A 17,626-nucleotide genomic window follows, 5' to 3' on the forward strand; every position below is an offset into this window, starting at 1 on the left:
TCAGATGCCTGAATCCAGCAGCGCCGCCCCGACCGCCAACCTTCTTCGGGGCAAGCGCGGTCTCGTCATGGGTGTCGCCAACAACCGCTCGATCGCCTGGGGCATCGCCAAAGCGGCGGCGGATGCCGGCGCCGAACTGGCCTTCACCTATCAGGGCGATGCGCTGAAGAAGCGGGTCGAGCCGCTGGCAAAGCAGCTCGGTGGCCACGTTGTCGGCCATTGCGACGTCACCGACCCTGCGACGATCGATGCGGTCTTCGCCGAGATCGAGAAGCTCTGGGGCAAGCTCGACTTCGTCGTCCACTGCATCGCGTTCTCCGACAAGGACGAGCTCACCGGCCGCTATGTCGATACGACCGAGGCGAACTTCTCCAAGTCGCTGCTGATCTCCTGCTATTCCTTCACGGCGATCACCCAGCGCGCCGAGAAGCTGATGCCGGATGGCGGCTCGCTGCTGACGCTGACCTATTACGGCGCCGAGAAATGGATGCCGCACTACAACGTCATGGGCGTCGCCAAGGCAGCGCTGGAATCGAGCGTGCAGTATCTCGCCGCCGACCTCGGCCCCTCGAAGATCCGCGTCAACGCGATCTCGGCCGGGCCGATCAAGACGCTGGCCGCCTCGGGCATCGGCGATTTCCGCTATATCCTGCGCTGGAACGAGTACAACTCGCCGCTGCGCCGCACCGTGACCATCGAGGAGGTCGGCGAGACCGCGGTCTTCCTGGTCTCCGACATGTCGCGCGGCATCACCGGCGAGATCATGCATGTCGATGCCGGCTACCATGTCGTCGGCATGAAGGTGCCGACCGCGCCGGATATCTCGCTCGACAAGGGCGAGTGAGGCCAGGCGCGTCGGCGCTCGATCCACTTTCGACAGAGCAGCGGTTTGGCCGGCCCGCGGATTCGCGAGAATGGCCGGGCCGCCTGAAGAATCGCGCCAGGCGAGCGTTCCGGCGCCACCGCCATCCTGGGTCGACGCCGCTTCCGCGTGCCCTGGATGACGGGTTCAAGCGTCGTTAGTTGATCGACTTGATGCTTCCGAAGATGGCGTCGAGTTCCTTGCCATGGCCTTCGCGCTCTTCGTCCGAGCCCCAGACCGTCAGCATGATGACGCGGCTTTCACCGGCCGGCAGCAGAATGAAATCGACCTTGGTCGGGCCGTTCTCGTCGGTGGTGCGATATTGGAAGATGGTCGCCGAGATGCCGTTGAGCGGTGCTTCAGCCTTGATCGGCTCGACCTTCTTGATCTTGTTTTCCTTCATCCAGGCGTCGTTGGTCGCCATCATCTTATCGATGTTGCGGGCGCTGGCGAACTCGACAGAAAAGAAGACCGACTCATCCTGCGGGCGGGCGGAATAGCCGAACTCGATTTCCTGGGTCTTCCAGTTATCGGGCACGGTGATGGTGATGGCTGGGTTCTTGGTCGGGACCGCGAAGTTCTTCGCGAAAGCGGGCGCGATCATGAGCAACGCGGCCATGGCCACGGCGAATGGGCGAGCAATTGTCATCTGTCAGTATCCCCTGAGGCAGGTTCTCGATTTTTATCCTGCAGCAGCCCCTCGTGCGCCGATTGCCGAAGTGGTGCAATCGCTCGTCACCGAAACGTGGGGGGACAGTTAATCAGCCTGCAGGAGCCGCAGACGCTCCGTCGCCTCGTCGTCCTGCCGTACCGTCTGGTCGGCCAGGCGGTCGCGGAGTTCGGGCAAGCTGCGTCCACCGAGCGCGAGGCCCGGCGCGATCTCGGCCAGCGGCGCCAGCACGAAGGCCCGGTCGGCGATGCGCGGATGCGGTATCTGCAGGCCGGGTCGCTCGATCGTCTCTTCGCCATAGGTCAGGATGTCGATGTCGAGGGTGCGCGGCCCCCAGCGTTCGCGCCGTTCGCGGCCGCTCTCGCGCTCGATCGCCAGGCAGAGCGCGAGCAGATCATCGGCCGACAAAGAGGTCTCGATCAGCACCGCCATGTTGCGGAATTCCGGCTGGTCGAGCTTGCCCCAGGGCGCGGTGCGCCAGACCGAGGAGATGCCCTTCAGCTCGACGGCGGCGTGATCGCGCAACCGCGCCAGCGCCGCCGCAAAGGCCGCGACCGGATCGCCGAGATTGCCGCCGAGGCCGAGCGTCGCCTCAACGCTCACGCGTGAAGTCCAGCTTGATGCCGACCGATTCCATCCGTCCGGGAATGGGCGGAGCCGGCTTGCGCAAAGTGACCGCGACCTTGGTCACGGCGGGGTATTCCGCCAGGATGGAATCGGCCAGCGCGCGTGCTGCCGCCTCCAGCAGCTTGAAGCGCTTGCCGGAGAAGGTACGCGTGACCAGGCCGACGACCTCGCCATAGTCGACCGTGTCGGCAAGACTGTCGCTGAGCGAGGACGCACGCAGGTCGCAATCCAGGACGAGATCCATCGAGAAGCGCTGGCCGAGCCGGCCCTCTTCGGCGAAATGGCCGTGATAGGCGTAGAGGTCGAGCGCCTCGATGAAGATCTGTCCCGTCGCGCTCATCGTGCTTCTCCGATCGCTGCCCAGATCTTCAGCGCGTCGACATGCTCATCGACGTCATGGGCGCGGATGATGGCGGCGCCTTGCGTGACACCGTAGAGATGCGCGGCGATGCTGGCGGCGACGCGTTCGGCGGGGATCGCCTTGCCGATGACGTGGCCGAGAACCGATTTGCGCGAGGCGCCGAGCAGGACCGGGCAACCGAGTTCGGCGAGGCGGCCGAGCTCTTTCATCAGCAACAGCGATTGCTCCGCGGTCTTGCCGAAGCGGCCGATGCCGGGATCGACGACGATCTGGCTGCGCGGCACACCGGCTTCAACCGCGATCGCGATCGAGCGCTCGAGGAAGCGCATGACGTCGGCGAGGATGTCGAGGCCGGGATCGACCTCTTCGCGGTTGTGCATCAGGATGATCGGCGCGCCATGACGGGCCGCGATGCCGGCGATGGCGGAATCGCGCTGGGCGCCCCAGACATCGTTGACGATCGAAGCGCCGGCTTTCAGCGCCGCATCGGCGACCTCGGCCTTGTAGGTGTCGATCGAGATCGGAACGTCGCTCTTGGCGGCAATGCCGGCGATCACGGGCATGACCCGGGCGAGCTCGCTTTGCGCCTCGAGGCGGATGTGGTCGGGCCTTGTCGATTCACCACCGACATCGACGATGTCGGCGCCCTGTCTCGCCAGAGTCAGCCCATGTGCGATCGCAACCGCCGGGTCGGCGAAGAGGCCGCCATCGGAAAAGGAATCCGGGGTGACGTTGACCACGCCCATCAGCAGGGGCCTGGCGCCGAGGCTGAGCCTGCGGCCGTCCGGCAGTGTGAGCGTGGCGTTCATGCGGCGATCGAGCGATGCGAGAGCCTGCCTCTTACACAGGGCATCGATGCGCGGCCACCACAAAGCTCACAAGGCAGGGAGGGGCCACTGCGGCGCTTTCGTCGCTTTGACGTCGATGCCGCCAGCGTGCATGAGGCGGGACATGACTGCCTTGACGATTCCCGGCCGCCTCTTCCTCGTTCGCCACGGCGAAACCGACTGGAATCGCGAGGGCCGTTTGCAGGGCGGAAAGGACATCCCGCTCAATGCGCTCGGCCGCATGCAGGCCGAAGAGGCGGCGCGCCGGCTCAAGGCGTTGACCCCCGATTATGCCACCGTGGACTATCTCTGCTCGCCGATGGAGCGGGCGCGCGAGACGATGACGATCCTGCGCCGCGAGCTCGACTTGCCGCCGCAGGAGTTCCGCATCGACGAGCGTCTGCGCGAGCTGACCTTCGGTGACTGGGAAGGCTTCACCTGGCGCGAGGTCCGCAAGAACGAGCGCGAGCTCGCCCAGGCGCGCGAGCGCGACAAATGGGGCTTCGTGCCGCCGGGTGGCGAAAGCTATCGCATGCTGGCCGAGCGCATCCGGCCAGTGCTCGAGACGCTGGCGCCCGACACGGTGATGGTCAGTCATGGCGGCGTGGCGCGGGCGGTGCTGGCCCTGATCGGCGCGGTCGGCACGGTGGATGCGGCGCGCGTCGAGATCTGGCAGGGCAAGATCCTGGTGGTCGAGGGCGACAAGGCGACGTGGATGTGACAGCCGGGCGCAAAAGCCCGCCGATGCTTAACCGCGTCCCGTCTTCTTGCTTGCCGTTCAGGCCCGGTTCAGCCACATCTTCGATGGTATAGTCGGCTGGTGAGTGCTCGCGCGGCTGCGAGCGTCCGGCCGGGGGACTGACGGGCGCGTCGTCACGGGGAGACGGCCGGTCGGCGTGAAAGTGGTCCGGGCACTGGTCCGGACCTCGACGGGGCAGGATGAACGACATCACCACAGTTTCGGCCGGCACTGCCGATTCAGGCGCGACGGCGCTTGCGATGCTGGCGGGCGAAAAGCGGCCAGATCTGCTGCGCGACGAGGTGCTCGCCGAGATTTTCGCGGCGAGCGTGGCCGCGCGTCCCGATCACATCGCAATGATTTCCGGCGAGCGCCGGCTGAGCTATGCGCAGGTCTGGGCAGAGGCGCAGGCGCAGGCGCGTGGCCTTGCGCTCGCGGGCGTCGGGCCCGGCGACATGGTCGGCCTGTGGATGCCGCGCGGCATCGACCTTTTGGTGGCGCAGATCGCGATCACGCTCACCGGCGCAGCCTGGTTGCCCTTCGATGCGGAAGCGCCGGTCGAGCGCATCGCCATCTGCCTCGAGGATGCCAGCGCCAAGGGGTTGGTGACGCAGACCGACTGGAAGGTGCGCGCCGCAACCACGGGCCGCACCGTCTGGTGCCCGCAGCAGCTCGTGGACGCGAGCGATGGCCAGATACTCCCTGCACGCGCGCCGGGGCTGACCCAGGATCACCCCGCCTATCTGATCTACACCTCGGGCTCGACGGGTACGCCCAAGGCGATCGTCATCAGCCAGCGCAACATCTGCCATTTCCTGCGCTCGGGGAACGCGCTCTACGGCATGGGCCCGGACGACGTGGTCTTCCAGGGCGCCTCGGTCGCCTTCGACCTGTCGATGGAGGAAATCTGGACGCCCTATCTCGTCGGCGCGACGCTGTTCGTCGCGACGCCGCAGATGATGGGCGATGCCGAGAAGCTCCCGGCGATCCTCGCCGAGGCCGGCGTCACCGTGATCGATACGGTGCCGACCCTGCTCGGCATCCTGCCATCCGACGTGCCGTCGCTGACGCTGATCCTGCTCGGCGGCGAGGCGCTGCCGCCCTCGATCGTGCAGAAATGGTCGAAGCCGGGCCGGCGCATTTTCAACACCTACGGGCCGACGGAAGCAACGGTGGTGGCGACGGCCGCCCCGGTCGAGCCGGGCGATACGGTGACGATCGGCAAGCCGATCCCGAACTACACCGCCTATATCGTCGACGAGGCAATGAAGCTGACCGGCGTCGGCCAGCAGGGCGAATTGCTGATCGGCGGGCCGGGCGTCGCCAAGGGCTACCATCTGCGCCCAGAGCTCACGGCCGAGAAGTTCATCGCCAATCCGTTCGGCGGCTCGGACGATCCGATCCTCTACCGCTCCGGCGATGCCGTCAGCCTCGATGGCGACGGCAACATCGTCTTCCACGGCCGCATCGACGACCAGGTCAAGATCCGCGGCTTCCGCGTCGAGCTTGGCGAGATCGAGACGGCGCTCTCCGACGAGGCCGGCATCAGCCAGGCGGCGGTGGTGCTGCGGACCGATGACGGCATCGAGCGGCTCGTCGCCTTCCTGGTCGGCGAGCCCGGCGTGCAGATCGAAGGCTTGGTGCTGCGCGCCTCGCTGCGCGAGAAGCTGCCGCCCTACATGATCCCGGCGCATTTCGAGCCGACCGGCTCGCTGCCGCGCATGGTCTCCGGCAAGATCGACCGCAAGATGCTGAAGGCGGCGCCCCTGACGGCGCCGGCCGCGAGCGGCGAGCAGGAGCCGCCGCGCAACGAGACCGAGGCCGCCTTGCTCGATGCGGCCAAGCGCGTGCTCGGCGCGCAGGCGCTGCCGCTGGAGGCGGACTTCTTCATCGATCTCGGCGGCCATTCGCTGCTGGCGGCGCGCTTCATCTCGATCGTGCGCGAGACGCCGGCCTATGCCGGCATCACCCTGCAGGACGTCTATGGCGCGCGCACCTTGCGGGCGATGGCGGCGCTGCTCGCTGCGCGCGGCGTGCGGGCCGAGGAGGATCTCTCCTTCACGCCGCCGCCGCTCATGCGCCGCTTCCTCTGCGGGCTGGCGCAGGCGATCGTGCTGCCGATCATCATCAGCCTGTCGACGGCGCAGTGGCTCGGCATCTTCGTCAGCTATATGCTGCTCTCCGGCGAGGAATTGTCGGCGATGGCGCAGGTCTTCGCGCTGCTCGGCATCTATGTCGCGATCACCATCATCACCGGCTTCATCGCGATCGGCCTGAAATGGCTGGTGCTCGGCCGGACCAAGCCCGGTACCTATCCGCTCTGGGGCGTCTATTACTTCCGCTGGTGGTTCGCCTCGCGCGTTGCCGGGCTCGTGCACATCAAATGGCTGCAGGGCACGCCGGTGATGCGCTTCTATTGGCGCCTGCTCGGCGCCAGGGTCGGGCGCGACGTCATCATTTCCGACTACGAGGCCGGTGCGATCGACGTCGTCGAATTGGGCGACGGAACGACGCTGGGATCGAAGACCACCTTCGCCAATGCCGAGGCGATCGGAGCCGATTTCATCATCGGCCGGATCACGATCGGCAAGGACGTCTATGCCGGCTCCTCGGTGGTGTTCGGCCATGGCTGCCAGGTCGGCGACCACGCCGAGATCGGCGACCTGACCGCAATCGCGCCGGGGGCCGAGGTCGGCACGGCCGAAATCTGGGACGGCTCCCCGGCGCGCAAGACCGGCATGGTCGATATCGAGGCCTTGCCGCCGCAGGCTGAGGCCAGCAGGCGGCGGCGGGCGGCGATGACGCTGTTCTACATCGTCATGCTGATCGTCCTGCCGCCGATCAGCCTGCTGCCGATCTTCCCGGCCTTCTGGCTGTTCGACAAGATCGATGATTGGGTCTCGACCTGGTCCGACATCAGCTATCTCTGGTACCTGCCGATCCTGACCTGGCCGACGGCGATCGGCCTCATCAGCATCACCGTCTTCCTGATCGCGGCGTTGCGCTGGGCGATCCTGCCGCGTGTCTCCTCCGGCTCATATTCGATCCATTCCGGCTTCTACGCCCGCAAATGGACGGTGGCGCTGGCGACCGAGGTGACGCTGGAGACCCTGTCGTCGCTGTTCGCGACGATCTACATGCGCTTCTGGTACCGGATGATGGGTGCGCGCATCGGCAGCGGCGCCGAGATCTCGACCAACCTGTCGGGGCGCTACGACATCACCGGCATCGGCGCGGGCAACTTCATCGCTGATGAGGTGATCTTCGGCGACGAGGATATGCGGCGCGGCTATATGCGCCTCGACATGACCCGCACCGGCGAGCAGGTCTTCGTCGGCAATGACGCGGTTGTGCCGCCGGGCGCGATCATTCCTGACCGGGTGCTGATCGGCATCAAGTCGAAACCGCCGGCGAACGAACTGATGAGCGCTGGCGATACCTGGTTCGGCTCGCCGCCGATCAAGCTGCCGACGCGGCAGAAGGTCGACCTCGGCGCCGACTGGACCTACAAGCCCTCGCTCGGCAAGAAGCTGGCGCGCGCCGGCTTCGAGGCGCTGCACACCTCCTTCCCGGCGATGCTGTTCATCACCTTCGGCACCATCGCCGTCGACCTCGTGCTGCAGCAAAAGATCTTCGACCGCGACTGGACCGGCTTGGCCCTCGCCTTCATGGGCTGCGCCGTCGTCATCGCCATCACCCAGGCGCTGATCTGCGCGCTGATGAAATGGCTGCTGATGGGTGTCTACAAGCCGGTGATGAAGCCGATGTGGTCGTTCTGGGCGATGCGCACGGAGGCCGTCTCGGTGCTCTATTGGGGTCTCGGCGGCAAGGTGCTGTTCGACTATCTGCGCGGCACGCCGTTCCTGCCCTGGTTCCTGCGCCTGTTCGGCGCGCAATACGGCCAGGGCGTCTGGCTGGATTCGACCGATATTACCGAGTTCGATTGCATCAAGGTCGGCGATTTCTGCACCGTCAACGCCCATTCGGCCCTGCAGACCCATCTCTACGAGGACCGGGTGATGAAGGTCGGCCGCGTCCATCTCGGCAAGGGCGTCTGCGTCGGCGCCGGAGCGACCGTGCTCTACGACACCCATGTCGGCGACTACGCCCAGATCGGCCTGCTCACTGTGATCATGAAGGGCGAGAACCTGCCGGCGAATACGCGCTGGGAAGGCGCGCCGGCGGTGCCGGCTGCCGCAGCGCGGCACTGACCGAAACGCACTTGCCCTGCAACCCTTAGGTGCATTAGGTGTCCCGGCCCATCTTGGGCTGGGGGATACCATGACGATCAAGCTTCTTGCCGCGCTTGCGGCGACGGCTGCCTTGGTGGGCGGCTGCAATTCCACGTCGACCTTCACGACGAAGGTGAATACGCCGGTTATTGTGGCGGCGTATGGGATGTACGCGGACCGCGCCTGCACCAGTGCGGAGCCGCCTGAACCATCAGTCTCGAGCCCGCCTGCGAATGGTCGCGTGACCACTGTCCTGGGCAAAACTCCGATCAGGCAGAAGGGGCATCCCTGCGACGGCGCGCTGCTCGACCGGATGATCTCCACCTACTCGCCGAGCGCTGGTTTCCGCGGGCAGGACCGCTTCACCATCAAATACGATTACATCACCGATGATGGCGGCGGTCGGGCGACGAACAGCCTGGATTTCATCGTCGACGTGAAGTGAGCGGCTGGGGGCGAATGGGTTCCGCCTGCGCCGAAATGCGGTTAAGAGCCTGACGCAAAGCAGCGTCGGGCATCATGTCGCACAACACTTTCGGCCATCTCTTCCGCGTCACCACCTTCGGCGAGAGCCATGGGCCTGCGATCGGCTGCGTCGTCGATGGCTGCCCGCCGCTGATCCCGCTCACCGAGGCCGAGATCCAGCGCGAGCTCGACCGGCGCCGGCCGGGCCAGTCGCGCTACACGACGCAGCGCCAGGAGCCGGACGCGGTCCGCATCGTCTCCGGCGTCTTCGCTGACGAGACAAGCGGCGAGCAGGTCACGACGGGCACCTCGATCGGGCTGATGATCGACAATGTCGACCAGCGCTCGAAGGACTATTCCGAGATCAAGGACAAGTACCGGCCCGGCCATGCCGATTTCACCTATGACGTGAAATACGGCATCCGCGACTATCGCGGCGGCGGCCGCTCCTCGGCCCGCGAGACGGCGATGCGGGTCGCGGCCGGCGCCATCGCCCGCAAGGTCGTGCCGGGCATGGTCGTGCGCGGCGCGCTGGTCCAGATGGGCCCGCACAAGGTCGACCGCGACAACTGGGACTGGGACGAGATCGGTCGCAACCCGTTCTTCTGTCCCGATGCGAAGGCGGCCGAGCGCTTCGCCGACTATCTCGACGGCATCCGCAAATCCGGCTCCTCGATCGGTGCGGTGCTGGAGATCGTGGCAGAAGGCGTGCCGGCGGGCTTGGGCGCGCCGATCTACGGCAAGCTCGACGCCGAGATCGCCGCGGCGCTGATGAGCATCAACGCGGTCAAGGGCGTCGAGATCGGCGAGGGTTTCGCCGCGGCCGAACTTTCCGGCGAGGAGAACGCCGACGAGATGCGCGCCGGCAATGACGGCAGGCCGCTCTTCCTCTCCAACCATGCCGGTGGCGTCCTGGGCGGTATCTCGACCGGCCAGCCGATCGTGGCCCGCTTCGCCGTGAAGCCGACCTCGTCGATCCTCTCGCCCCGCGCGACCGTGACCCGCTCCGGCGGCGAGGCCGAGATGTTCACCAAGGGCCGCCACGACCCCTGCGTCGGCATCCGCGCCGTGCCGGTCGGCGAAGCCATGGTCGCCTGCGTGCTCGCAGACCAGTATCTGCGCCATCGCGCCCAGGTCGGTGTCGTCGAGCCGCGCTGGCCGTTCGGGGGGTGAGTGAGATGGTCGTTCCGATCAAGGCGCTCTACGAAGCTCATTTGACCGTCAGCGATCTCGACCGCTCCGTCGCCTTCTATCGCGATGTGCTTGGGTTGCCCTTGGCGAGCATCATTCAGAAGCGCAATGTCGCGTTCTTCTGGGTGCCCAAGCCCGATACGTCCATGCTGGGTCTGTGGTCGATAGGCTCTGCGCCGATGTCGATGCGCTTGCATATCGCCTTTTCCGTGACGCTTGCGGATGTCGAGGCGTCCGTGTCGGCTTTGCGGGCGCATGGCCTGATGCCGACGGATGGCAGCGGCGCGCCGCTCGATGAGCCGGAGGTCATTTCCTGGGTGCCGGCGGCGAGTGTCTATTTCCAAGATCCTGATGGCCACTCGCTCGAATTTATCGCGATACTTCCAGATGAACCAAAGCCTGAAATGGGCCGCGTCCCGCTTTCCAAATGGCGTGCCTTCGCGACGTGATTTTCAGTATCACTGAAAAATCCTGACTCCTTCATTGCGAATGAAGTGAAGGCGTATTAGCTTCGCCTGATGAAGCTCGACGCTTGGCTCCAGCAAACCAAGACCGGCCGCAGCGCCTTTGCGCGGCAGGTCGATCTGTCGCCGGCGAGCGTCACCGCGCTCTGCAACGATCCGTCCGCCTGGATCTCGCGCGAAAGCGCCGAGCGCATCACTGCCGCAACCGGCGGCGCCGTCACCCCCAACGACTTTCTGGGCCTGCAGAGCCCACGCGAGGCCGCCATGATCGCCAGCAATGTCGCCAAGACCGTCGAAGCCTTCGCGCGTGGCGAGATCGTTATCGTCACCGATGACGATGACCGCGAGAACGAGGGCGATCTCATCGTCGCCGCCTCGCTGTGCACGCAGGAGAAGATGGCCTTCATCATCCGCAACACCTGCGGCATCGTCTGCGCGCCGCTGACGGCGGCCGAGGCTCGCCGCCTGCGGCTCGATCCGATGGTCTCGTCCAATGATGCTCCGCTCGGCACTGCCTTCACCATCACGGTCGACGTCAAGCACGGGCTGACCACCGGCATCTCGGCCGAGCAGCGCACCAACACGGTGCGGGCGCTCGCCAACGGCAATATGGGCGCCGCCGACTTCGTCCGGCCGGGCCATGTCTTCCCGCTGATCGCCAAGGATGGCGGCGTGCTGATGCGCTCTGGCCATACCGAGGCGGCCGTCGATCTCTGCAAGCTCGCCAGCCTGCCGCCGGTCGGCGTCATCTGCGAGCTCGCCAACGATGACGGCACGGTGATGAAGGGCGCGCAGATCACCGCGTTCGCCCAGAAGCACGGGCTCAAGCAGATCACCGTCGCCGATCTGATCGCCTATCGCCAGGCGCGCGAGAAGCTGGTTGAGCGCGTGCATTCGTTCCCAGTCAAGACCGCGTTCGGCGAGATGACCGGCCACGTCTACATCACGCCTTTCGACGACACGCAGCACTTCGCCTTCGTCATGGGCAAGCTCGGCGACGGCGAGAAGGTGCCGGCCCGGCTCCACCGCGCCAATGTCGTCGCCGACGTGCTCGGTGGCGCCTCCTCGATCCAGTGCGCGCTGCGCCGCTTCCAGCAGGAAGGCAAAGGCGTCCTGGTCTATCTGCGCGACGGTTCGGCCGGTGTGCCGATCAAGAGCGTCGAGGACGAGGAGGGCTCGGACGCGCTGCGCTCGCAGCAATGGCGCGAGGTCGGCCTGGGCGCCCAGATCCTGCGTGATCTCGGCGTCGCCTCGATCGTCAACCTGGCGTCCTCGACCCGCGCCTTCGTCGGGCTCTCCGGCTTCGGCATCGAGATCGCGGATACGGTGCCGCTGGAGTGAGTGCCGCACGAATCGGCAGCAAAAGCACTACCGTCTTTCCGGGGCGGGCCGCAGGCCTGAGCCCGGAACCCAGAGCCGATGTCCTTTATCGTTAGGGCGGCGATGTCCCTGCTTCTCTGAAGGCCGCATCGGTTCTGGGTTCCGGGCTCTTCGCTGTGCGAAGCCCCGGAAAGACGGCGCGATTCCTCGCGAGCCGGAAGATCGGGTTCACCCCCGCATCAGCGCGATGACATGCGCCGCGGCCGATTTCGACAGGCCCTCAAGATCGTAGCCGCCTTCCAGGATCGAGACGAGGCGGCCGCCGGCATGGCGGTCGGCGATCTCCATCAGCTTCTGCGTCGCCCAGGCGAAATCCGCCTCCTTGAGGTTGATGTTGGCGAGCGGGTCGCGCCAATGCGCGTCGAAGCCGGCGGAGATGATGACGAGGTCGGGCTGGAAGGCCTCGAGTCGTGGCAGGACCGCGCTTTCGAAAGCGTCGCGGAAGGCATCGGTCCCGTCGCCGGCCCTGAGCGGCGCGTTGACGATGGTGCCATGCTCGCCGCGCTCGGACGGAGCGCCGGTGCCGGGATAAAGCGGCATCTCGTGGATCGAGGCGTAGAGCACGCTGGCGTCGCCCCAGAAGATCTCCTGCGTGCCGTTGCCGTGATGGACGTCCCAGTCGACGATGGCGACGCGCTCGGCGCCGTGCGCTGCTTGCGCATGGCGCGCGGCGATGGCGGCGTTGTTGAAGAAGCAGAAGCCCATCGCCTTGTCGCTTTCGGCATGGTGGCCGGGCGGGCGCATCGCGCTGAAAGCATTGGTCGCGCGCCGGGTCATCACCTCATCGACGGCATGGACGGCGCCGCCGACGCCGTGCAGGGCCGCAGGAAGCGTGCCTGGCGACATGATCGTGTCGGCCTCGATCTGCACCAGCCCGTCCTGCGGAGCAGCCGCAATGATCGCATCGGCGTAGGCGGCGGGGTGGCAGAGCAAGACCTGCGCGAGCGTGCCCTCTGGCGCCTCGACGCGCTGCAAGGCGGTGAAGCGCTCCTCTTCGAGGGCCTGCTCGACGGCGCGAATCCGGTCGGCGCGCTCGGGATGGCCGGACGGCGTGACGTGGCGGAGACTGGACGGATGGCTGATCAGAAGCGTGGTCACACGCAGGTCTCCGAAGTCGGGAAGCAAGCCGGATGGTCTAGAGCCGGATGCGAACAGATTGAATCAACCTGATCGGCGAATCCGTCTCTCACTTTGGGCTCTAGGCTTTAAGCGTGACCATATTGTCACTGCAATGCAGCAAGACGCCAGAGCAAGGCTGGAACTTCATTGCCTCAGAATCATTTGAGCCGTAAGACCGGTCTGCGTTCGATCCGGGCCGTGCCTTGTCGGGTCACCGTTTTTTAACGATGCATTCATCATAACGAGCGTCGTTTCGGCGTCGGCGGTGGAAACCATGAAGCAGACTTTCGTTGCGGTGCTCGGCCTGTCGGTGCTTCTCGGCGCCTGCCAGTACAAGACGGTCCATGCGCCGTCGCTGTCGGCACGTGATGCCGAATACATGGCGCTCGTCCCGAATTTCGAGACGCAGACCACCCATCTGCCTTACGAGATCAATGATCCGACCGGTGAAGAGCCCGGTACGATCATCGTCGATACCACCGAGAAGTTCCTCTACTTCGTCCTGCCCAATAAGAAGGCGATCCGTTATGGCGTCGCGACCGGCGACGAGGCCTTCGGCTGGACCGGCACGGCGGTGATGCAGCGCAAGGCGGAGTGGCCGCGCTGGACGCCGCCCGCCGAGATGATCGCGCGCTGGCCGCATCTGGCGCCGCGCGCCGGCGGCATGGAGGGCGGGCCGGAGAACCCGCTCGGCGCCCGTGCCCTCTACCTCTACCAGAACGGCAAGGACACGCTCTACCGCATCCACGGCACCAACGAGCCGGAGACGATCGGCCGCTCGGCCTCGTCCGGCTGCATCCGGATGCGCAATATCGACGCGATCGACCTCTACAACCGCGCTGCGGTCGGCGGGAAAGTCATCGTTCGTTGATCGGGTGACGCTAGAGCAGGATGCGAAAAAGTGGGAACCGGTTTTTCGCAGAAATCCTGCTCTAAACTCCTAGAATCGATCACGGTTTATGATTTTGGATCGGTTCGATCCAAAATCATCGTGATCTAAGGCGTCGCCCTTCAACCCAGTTCGATCAGAAGGATTTCCGGCGGCGCGCCCAGCCGGATCGGCAGTTTGCTGGTGCCGAGCCCGGCCGAGACGATCAGGTCGCGGCCGTTTTCCTCGACATGACCATAGGCGTAGCGATTGCCGTAGCGTGACGGCACGATCGGCGACCAGCCGAATAGCCTGACCTGACCGCCATGGGTATGGCCCGAGAGGGTCAGCCCGATGCGGGCCGGGACTCCGGCGAAGATGTCCGGCTCGTGTGCCATCAGGATCAACGGCGCGTCGTCGGTGACCATGGCGAGCGTGGCGGGAAGATCGTCGACGCCATAGGGGCGGCCGCGGGGCCTGCGCCGCAAGACGAAGGCTTCCTGATCGCCGAGCCCAGCGATCCAGAGCGGTCCGGCACTCGTCTCGAGCCTGACCGCGCGGTTTTCCAGGACGGGAATGCCGACCTGCTCCAGCGCGATCCCGGATTGTGTCGGCCCGCTAAGCTCCCGCTGGGTGCGTTCGTCCTGCCACCAGTCATGATTGCCGAGAATGGCGAAACGACCGGCGGGCGCCTCGAGTCTGGCGAGCTCGGCGGCCCATTCGGCAGGCGCAGGGTCATCGGAGCGGCGGGTGCGGCTGGCGACGAAGTCGCCGAGCAGCAAAGTGAGATCAGGCTTCAGGGCGTTGGTCTGCTCGACGATCTGGCGGACGCGCGAGACCGGCATGTGCAAGCCGCCGACATGCAGATCCGAGATCACGGCGATCCGCAGCCGCTTGCCCTCCGGCCAGCCTGTCGGCCTGAGCTTATAGCGGGTTACGCCCTGATGCGTCGGCTCCCAGGCAAAGGCGTAGCCGCCGAGCCCGACACTGGACAGAAAAAGACCGGCGAGAGTTTGAAGAACTCTGCGCCGGTCAAGCATGGAGGGTCTCAGTAGGAGGTCGTCGTATCAATCTTCGAAACCATTGCGCAGGAGCGCCGGAACGTCCCTGTGCTGCGAGGTCAACGCAGCCGGGGCCCAGCGGGTTCCCGCCAGGATGGCAGGAATCGCGATCGGGCGGAAGCGCGATGCATAGGCCTCACGTGCGCTGGCATCATGGAAGCTGGCGGAGCGGTGCGCGAGTTGGCGCGGCTTATGCGTCGACATGATCCTCGGTTTCCAGTTCATCGGGCCGGCGGTTCCTGGCCGCCAGCACCGTCAATGTCGCTGCCGATCAGGTCGGGCCGGCGGCGGCATCATGAATTTCTCGTGACGTTTTCATCGTCACACCGAGGCTTTGGTCAGCTTTGGCACAGTTTCGCGGGAGACAGCTGGAAATAGAGGCGCGGGGAACCCTTCTCCCGTGTGGGAGAAGGGCAGGGATGAGGGCCTGTCCTAACCACAGAAGGCGCAGCGGCTCCGTAGCGTTTCAGCAATCAGCGGCGGTCCCTCACCCCTACCCCTCTCCCATCCGGGAGAGGGGATCCCGCGCTCTGTCGTTTTCCGTCAGCCCGCCAGCAGGCCTTCCGCCTTGACCCAGTCGAGCGTCTTGGCCAGCGCCCGCTCGTAGCGGTCGAAGAGTTCGTCGATCTCGGCCTCGGTGATCACCAGCGGCGGGCAGAAGGCGACGCGGTCGCCGCCGAGCGCGCGCAGGATCAGGCCTTCTTCCTGGGCGAAGCTGGTCGACTTCAGGGCGACGCCCTTCTTGGCCTCGAACTGGGCCTTGCTCGCCTTGTCCTTGACGAACTCGATGCCGCCGATCAGGCCGACGCCGCGGGCTTCGCCGATCAGTGGATGCTCGGCAAGCTTCGTCAGGCGCTGCAGGAACTTCGGCTCGACCTTGCGGACATGCTCGATGATCCGGTCGCGCTGGTAGATCTCCAGCGTCTTGACCGCGACCGCACAGCCGACCGGATGGCCGGCATAGGTGTTGCCGTGGCCGAAGGTGCCGATCTTCTTGCTCTGGTCGACGAGCACTTCGTAGACCTGCTCGTTGATCAGCACGGCGCTGAGCGGGAAATAGGCCGAGGTCAGCGCCTTGGCGCAGGAGAGCGTGTCGGCCTTCATCTTGTAGGTCGTGGTGCCGAACATCTCGCCGGTGCGGCCGAAGCCGGTGATGACCTCGTCGGCGATGAACAGGACGTCGTATTTGGCGAGGACGGCGTTGATCGCCTCGAAATAGCCCTCCGGCGGGGTCACCGCGCCGCCGGCGCCCATCACCGGCTCGGCGATGAAGGCGGCGACCGTGTCCGGCCCCTCACGCTGGATCATCTCGTCGAGCTCGGCGGCAAGGCGCGCCGAGAAGTCGAGCTCGCTCTCGCCCGGTTGCGCGAAGCGATAATGATGCGGGCAGGAGGTGTGCAGAATGCCGGGGAGCGGCAGGTCGAAATCGGTGTGGTTGGCCGGCAGGCCGGTCAGCGAGGCCGAGGCGACGGTGACGCCGTGATAACCCTTCAGCCGCGAGATGATCTTCTTCTTCTTGGGACGGCCGAGCGCATTGTTCATATACCAGACCAGCTTGACCTGGGTGTCGTTGGCGTCCGAGCCGGAGGCGCCATAGAACACCTTGGAGATCGGTACCGGGGCGATCTCCTTCAGCTTCTCGGCCAGCTCGATCGCCGGGTCGTGGCTGCGGCCGGAGAAGAGATGGGTGAAGGGCAGCTTCTTCAGCTGCTCATAGGCGACCTCGGCCAGCTCCTGGTTGGAATAGCCGAGCGAGGTGCACCAGAGCCCGGCCATGCCCTCGATATAGTCCTTGCCGGAAACGTCGTAGACGAACACGCCCTTGCCGCGCTCCAGGATCAGCGGGCCGACCTCGCGATGCGTCGCCAGGTTGGTATAGGGGTGGACGAGCGTCTCGATGTCACGGACGGCGAGGTTGGTCAGCATTCCCGGCTCCTGCTTTTTTACGCGTTGTTTATGCGAGCATAGACCGCGATCGGCGCAAGCGCTGAGCGATTTTCCTGCAGATCGGGGCAGAGTCTGGCGCGGGACGGGCGAGGTTCGTCGGAATCTTGAGGCGGCGTCAAAGCTCAGGCCTCATCCTTCGAGACGCCGCTGCGCGGTTCCTCAGGATGAGGGCTGATGACGCAGATTGTGCCTGGAACGATTCCAATCATGGCTTGTCAGCAGCGCGCCCGATGCGCATGGTGCCGCGCCTTTTCGTGGGGAGCTGCATGATCGATCCCGCCCGCATGGCGAACCAGCCGGCGCCCGGCCGCGACTGCGGCAGCTGCACATTGTGCTGCAAGGTCTACGACAACCCTGATGTCGACAGCGTCGCCGGGAGTTGGTGCCAGCATTGTCAGCCGGGGCGTTGCTGCAACATTTACCCGACCCGGCCGCAGCAGTGCCGCGATTTCTTCTGCCTGTGGATGACGCAGGGGTTCCTCGGTCCAGAGTGGAAGCCCGACAAGGCCCGCTTCGTGCTGACCATGGACCCGGCGACGAGCTGGCTGTTCGTCCAGCTCGATCCCGGCGCGCCGCAGGCCTGGCGCAAGGAGCCCTATCTGACGCAATTGCGCCGTTGGGCTGCGGCCGGCAACCGCCCGGTCGTCGTCTTCCTCAACAAGTCGGCGACCGCCGTCTTGCCGGACCGTGACGTGCCGCTCGGCGTGGTCGCCGCCGACGAGCGCCTGGTGCTGCGCGAGGAATTGGCCGGCGGGCGGTCGCGTATGACGGTGGCCAAGGTCAAGGCGGCCGCGTGAGCGAGGCGGACCGGCC

Annotated in this window: 17 protein-coding genes; 9 read left to right on the forward strand and 8 right to left on the reverse strand. The window is 65.8% G+C overall.

Annotated elements, in window-relative coordinates:
* The first annotated feature begins 4 nt into the window (after positions 1–4).
* A complete protein-coding gene (fabI, locus tag ACSQ3M_RS17850; RefSeq protein WP_436151400.1) occupies positions 5–844 on the forward strand; it encodes an enoyl-ACP reductase FabI in 840 nt (279 codons plus the stop codon).
* 175 nt (positions 845–1,019) lie between these two features.
* Here the strand turns inward: fabI and ACSQ3M_RS17855 are convergent, their stop codons facing one another.
* From ACSQ3M_RS17855 to folP, 4 genes are all read right to left on the reverse strand, one after another.
* The gene (locus ACSQ3M_RS17855; protein ID WP_436151401.1) at positions 1,020–1,511 is read right to left on the reverse strand and encodes a hypothetical protein; all 492 of its coding nucleotides are present in this window, start codon (positions 1,509–1,511) and stop codon (positions 1,020–1,022) included.
* 108 nt (positions 1,512–1,619) lie between these two features.
* On the reverse strand, positions 1,620–2,135 hold the full coding sequence (folK, locus tag ACSQ3M_RS17860; protein WP_436151402.1) for a 2-amino-4-hydroxy-6-hydroxymethyldihydropteridine diphosphokinase: 516 nt from the start codon (positions 2,133–2,135) through the stop codon (positions 1,620–1,622).
* The gene (gene folB, locus ACSQ3M_RS17865) at positions 2,125–2,499 is read right to left on the reverse strand and encodes a dihydroneopterin aldolase (protein WP_436151403.1); all 375 of its coding nucleotides are present in this window, start codon (positions 2,497–2,499) and stop codon (positions 2,125–2,127) included. Before folB ends, folK begins: the two co-directional genes overlap by 11 nt.
* The gene (folP, locus tag ACSQ3M_RS17870) at positions 2,496–3,329 is read right to left on the reverse strand and encodes a dihydropteroate synthase (protein ID WP_436151404.1); all 834 of its coding nucleotides are present in this window, start codon (positions 3,327–3,329) and stop codon (positions 2,496–2,498) included. Before folP ends, folB begins: the two co-directional genes overlap by 4 nt.
* A 142-nt stretch (positions 3,330–3,471) precedes the next feature.
* Between folP and ACSQ3M_RS17875 the strand changes: the two genes are divergently transcribed.
* The 6 genes from ACSQ3M_RS17875 to ribB all read left to right on the forward strand — a co-directional run bounded on the left by ACSQ3M_RS17875 (position 3,472) and on the right by ribB (position 11,779).
* A complete protein-coding gene (locus tag ACSQ3M_RS17875; RefSeq protein WP_436151405.1) occupies positions 3,472–4,068 on the forward strand; it encodes a histidine phosphatase family protein in 597 nt (198 codons plus the stop codon).
* A gap of 218 nt (positions 4,069–4,286) precedes the next feature.
* Positions 4,287–8,297 carry a Pls/PosA family non-ribosomal peptide synthetase gene (locus tag ACSQ3M_RS17880; protein ID WP_436151406.1) on the forward strand — a complete coding sequence of 1,337 codons (4,011 nt, stop codon included), beginning with the start codon at positions 4,287–4,289 and terminating at the stop codon, positions 8,295–8,297.
* A 70-nt stretch (positions 8,298–8,367) separates the two neighbouring features.
* The gene (locus tag ACSQ3M_RS17885) at positions 8,368–8,763 is read left to right on the forward strand and encodes a hypothetical protein (protein ID WP_436151407.1); all 396 of its coding nucleotides are present in this window, start codon (positions 8,368–8,370) and stop codon (positions 8,761–8,763) included.
* Positions 8,764–8,837: 74 nt separating this feature from the next.
* The gene (aroC, locus tag ACSQ3M_RS17890; protein WP_436151408.1) at positions 8,838–9,956 is read left to right on the forward strand and encodes a chorismate synthase; all 1,119 of its coding nucleotides are present in this window, start codon (positions 8,838–8,840) and stop codon (positions 9,954–9,956) included.
* Positions 9,957–9,961: 5 nt separating this feature from the next.
* Positions 9,962–10,423 carry a VOC family protein gene (locus tag ACSQ3M_RS17895; RefSeq protein WP_436151409.1) on the forward strand — a complete coding sequence of 154 codons (462 nt, stop codon included), beginning with the start codon at positions 9,962–9,964 and terminating at the stop codon, positions 10,421–10,423.
* 69 nt (positions 10,424–10,492) lie between these two features.
* Positions 10,493–11,779: a 3,4-dihydroxy-2-butanone-4-phosphate synthase gene (gene ribB / locus ACSQ3M_RS17900; RefSeq protein ID WP_436151410.1), complete on the forward strand. Its 1,287-nt coding sequence runs from the start codon at positions 10,493–10,495 to the stop codon at positions 11,777–11,779.
* 207 nt (positions 11,780–11,986) lie between these two features.
* On the opposite strand, the gene ACSQ3M_RS17905 is transcribed toward ribB, so the two are convergent.
* Positions 11,987–12,916, reverse strand: coding sequence for a histone deacetylase family protein (locus ACSQ3M_RS17905; RefSeq protein ID WP_436151411.1), 930 nt, complete (start codon positions 12,914–12,916; stop codon positions 11,987–11,989).
* Positions 12,917–13,211: 295 nt separating this feature from the next.
* Here ACSQ3M_RS17905 and ACSQ3M_RS17910 point away from each other — a divergent pair, with 295 nt between their 5' ends.
* Complete coding sequence (locus tag ACSQ3M_RS17910; RefSeq protein WP_436151412.1) at positions 13,212–13,808, forward strand: L,D-transpeptidase; 597 nt, start codon at positions 13,212–13,214, stop codon at positions 13,806–13,808.
* A 140-nt stretch (positions 13,809–13,948) separates the two neighbouring features.
* Here the strand turns inward: ACSQ3M_RS17910 and ACSQ3M_RS17915 are convergent, their stop codons facing one another.
* The 3 genes from ACSQ3M_RS17915 to ACSQ3M_RS17925 all read right to left on the reverse strand — a co-directional run bounded on the left by ACSQ3M_RS17915 (position 13,949) and on the right by ACSQ3M_RS17925 (position 16,792).
* Positions 13,949–14,845 carry a metallophosphoesterase gene (locus tag ACSQ3M_RS17915; protein ID WP_436151413.1) on the reverse strand — a complete coding sequence of 299 codons (897 nt, stop codon included), beginning with the start codon at positions 14,843–14,845 and terminating at the stop codon, positions 13,949–13,951.
* A 27-nt stretch (positions 14,846–14,872) separates the two neighbouring features.
* Positions 14,873–15,070: a hypothetical protein gene (locus ACSQ3M_RS17920; RefSeq protein ID WP_436151414.1), complete on the reverse strand. Its 198-nt coding sequence runs from the start codon at positions 15,068–15,070 to the stop codon at positions 14,873–14,875.
* Between the two features lie 339 nt (positions 15,071–15,409).
* A complete protein-coding gene (locus tag ACSQ3M_RS17925) occupies positions 15,410–16,792 on the reverse strand; it encodes an aminotransferase (protein WP_436151415.1) in 1,383 nt (460 codons plus the stop codon).
* A 287-nt stretch (positions 16,793–17,079) separates the two neighbouring features.
* Between ACSQ3M_RS17925 and ACSQ3M_RS17930 the strand changes: the two genes are divergently transcribed.
* Positions 17,080–17,610, forward strand: a complete 531-nt coding sequence (locus tag ACSQ3M_RS17930; protein ID WP_436151416.1) for a hypothetical protein — start codon at positions 17,080–17,082, stop codon at positions 17,608–17,610.
* Positions 17,611–17,626 lie beyond the last annotated feature (16 nt).

This window comes from Allobosea sp. LjRoot90 (assembly GCF_964254315.1).
Taxonomy (GTDB): Bacteria; Pseudomonadota; Alphaproteobacteria; order Rhizobiales; family Beijerinckiaceae; genus Allobosea.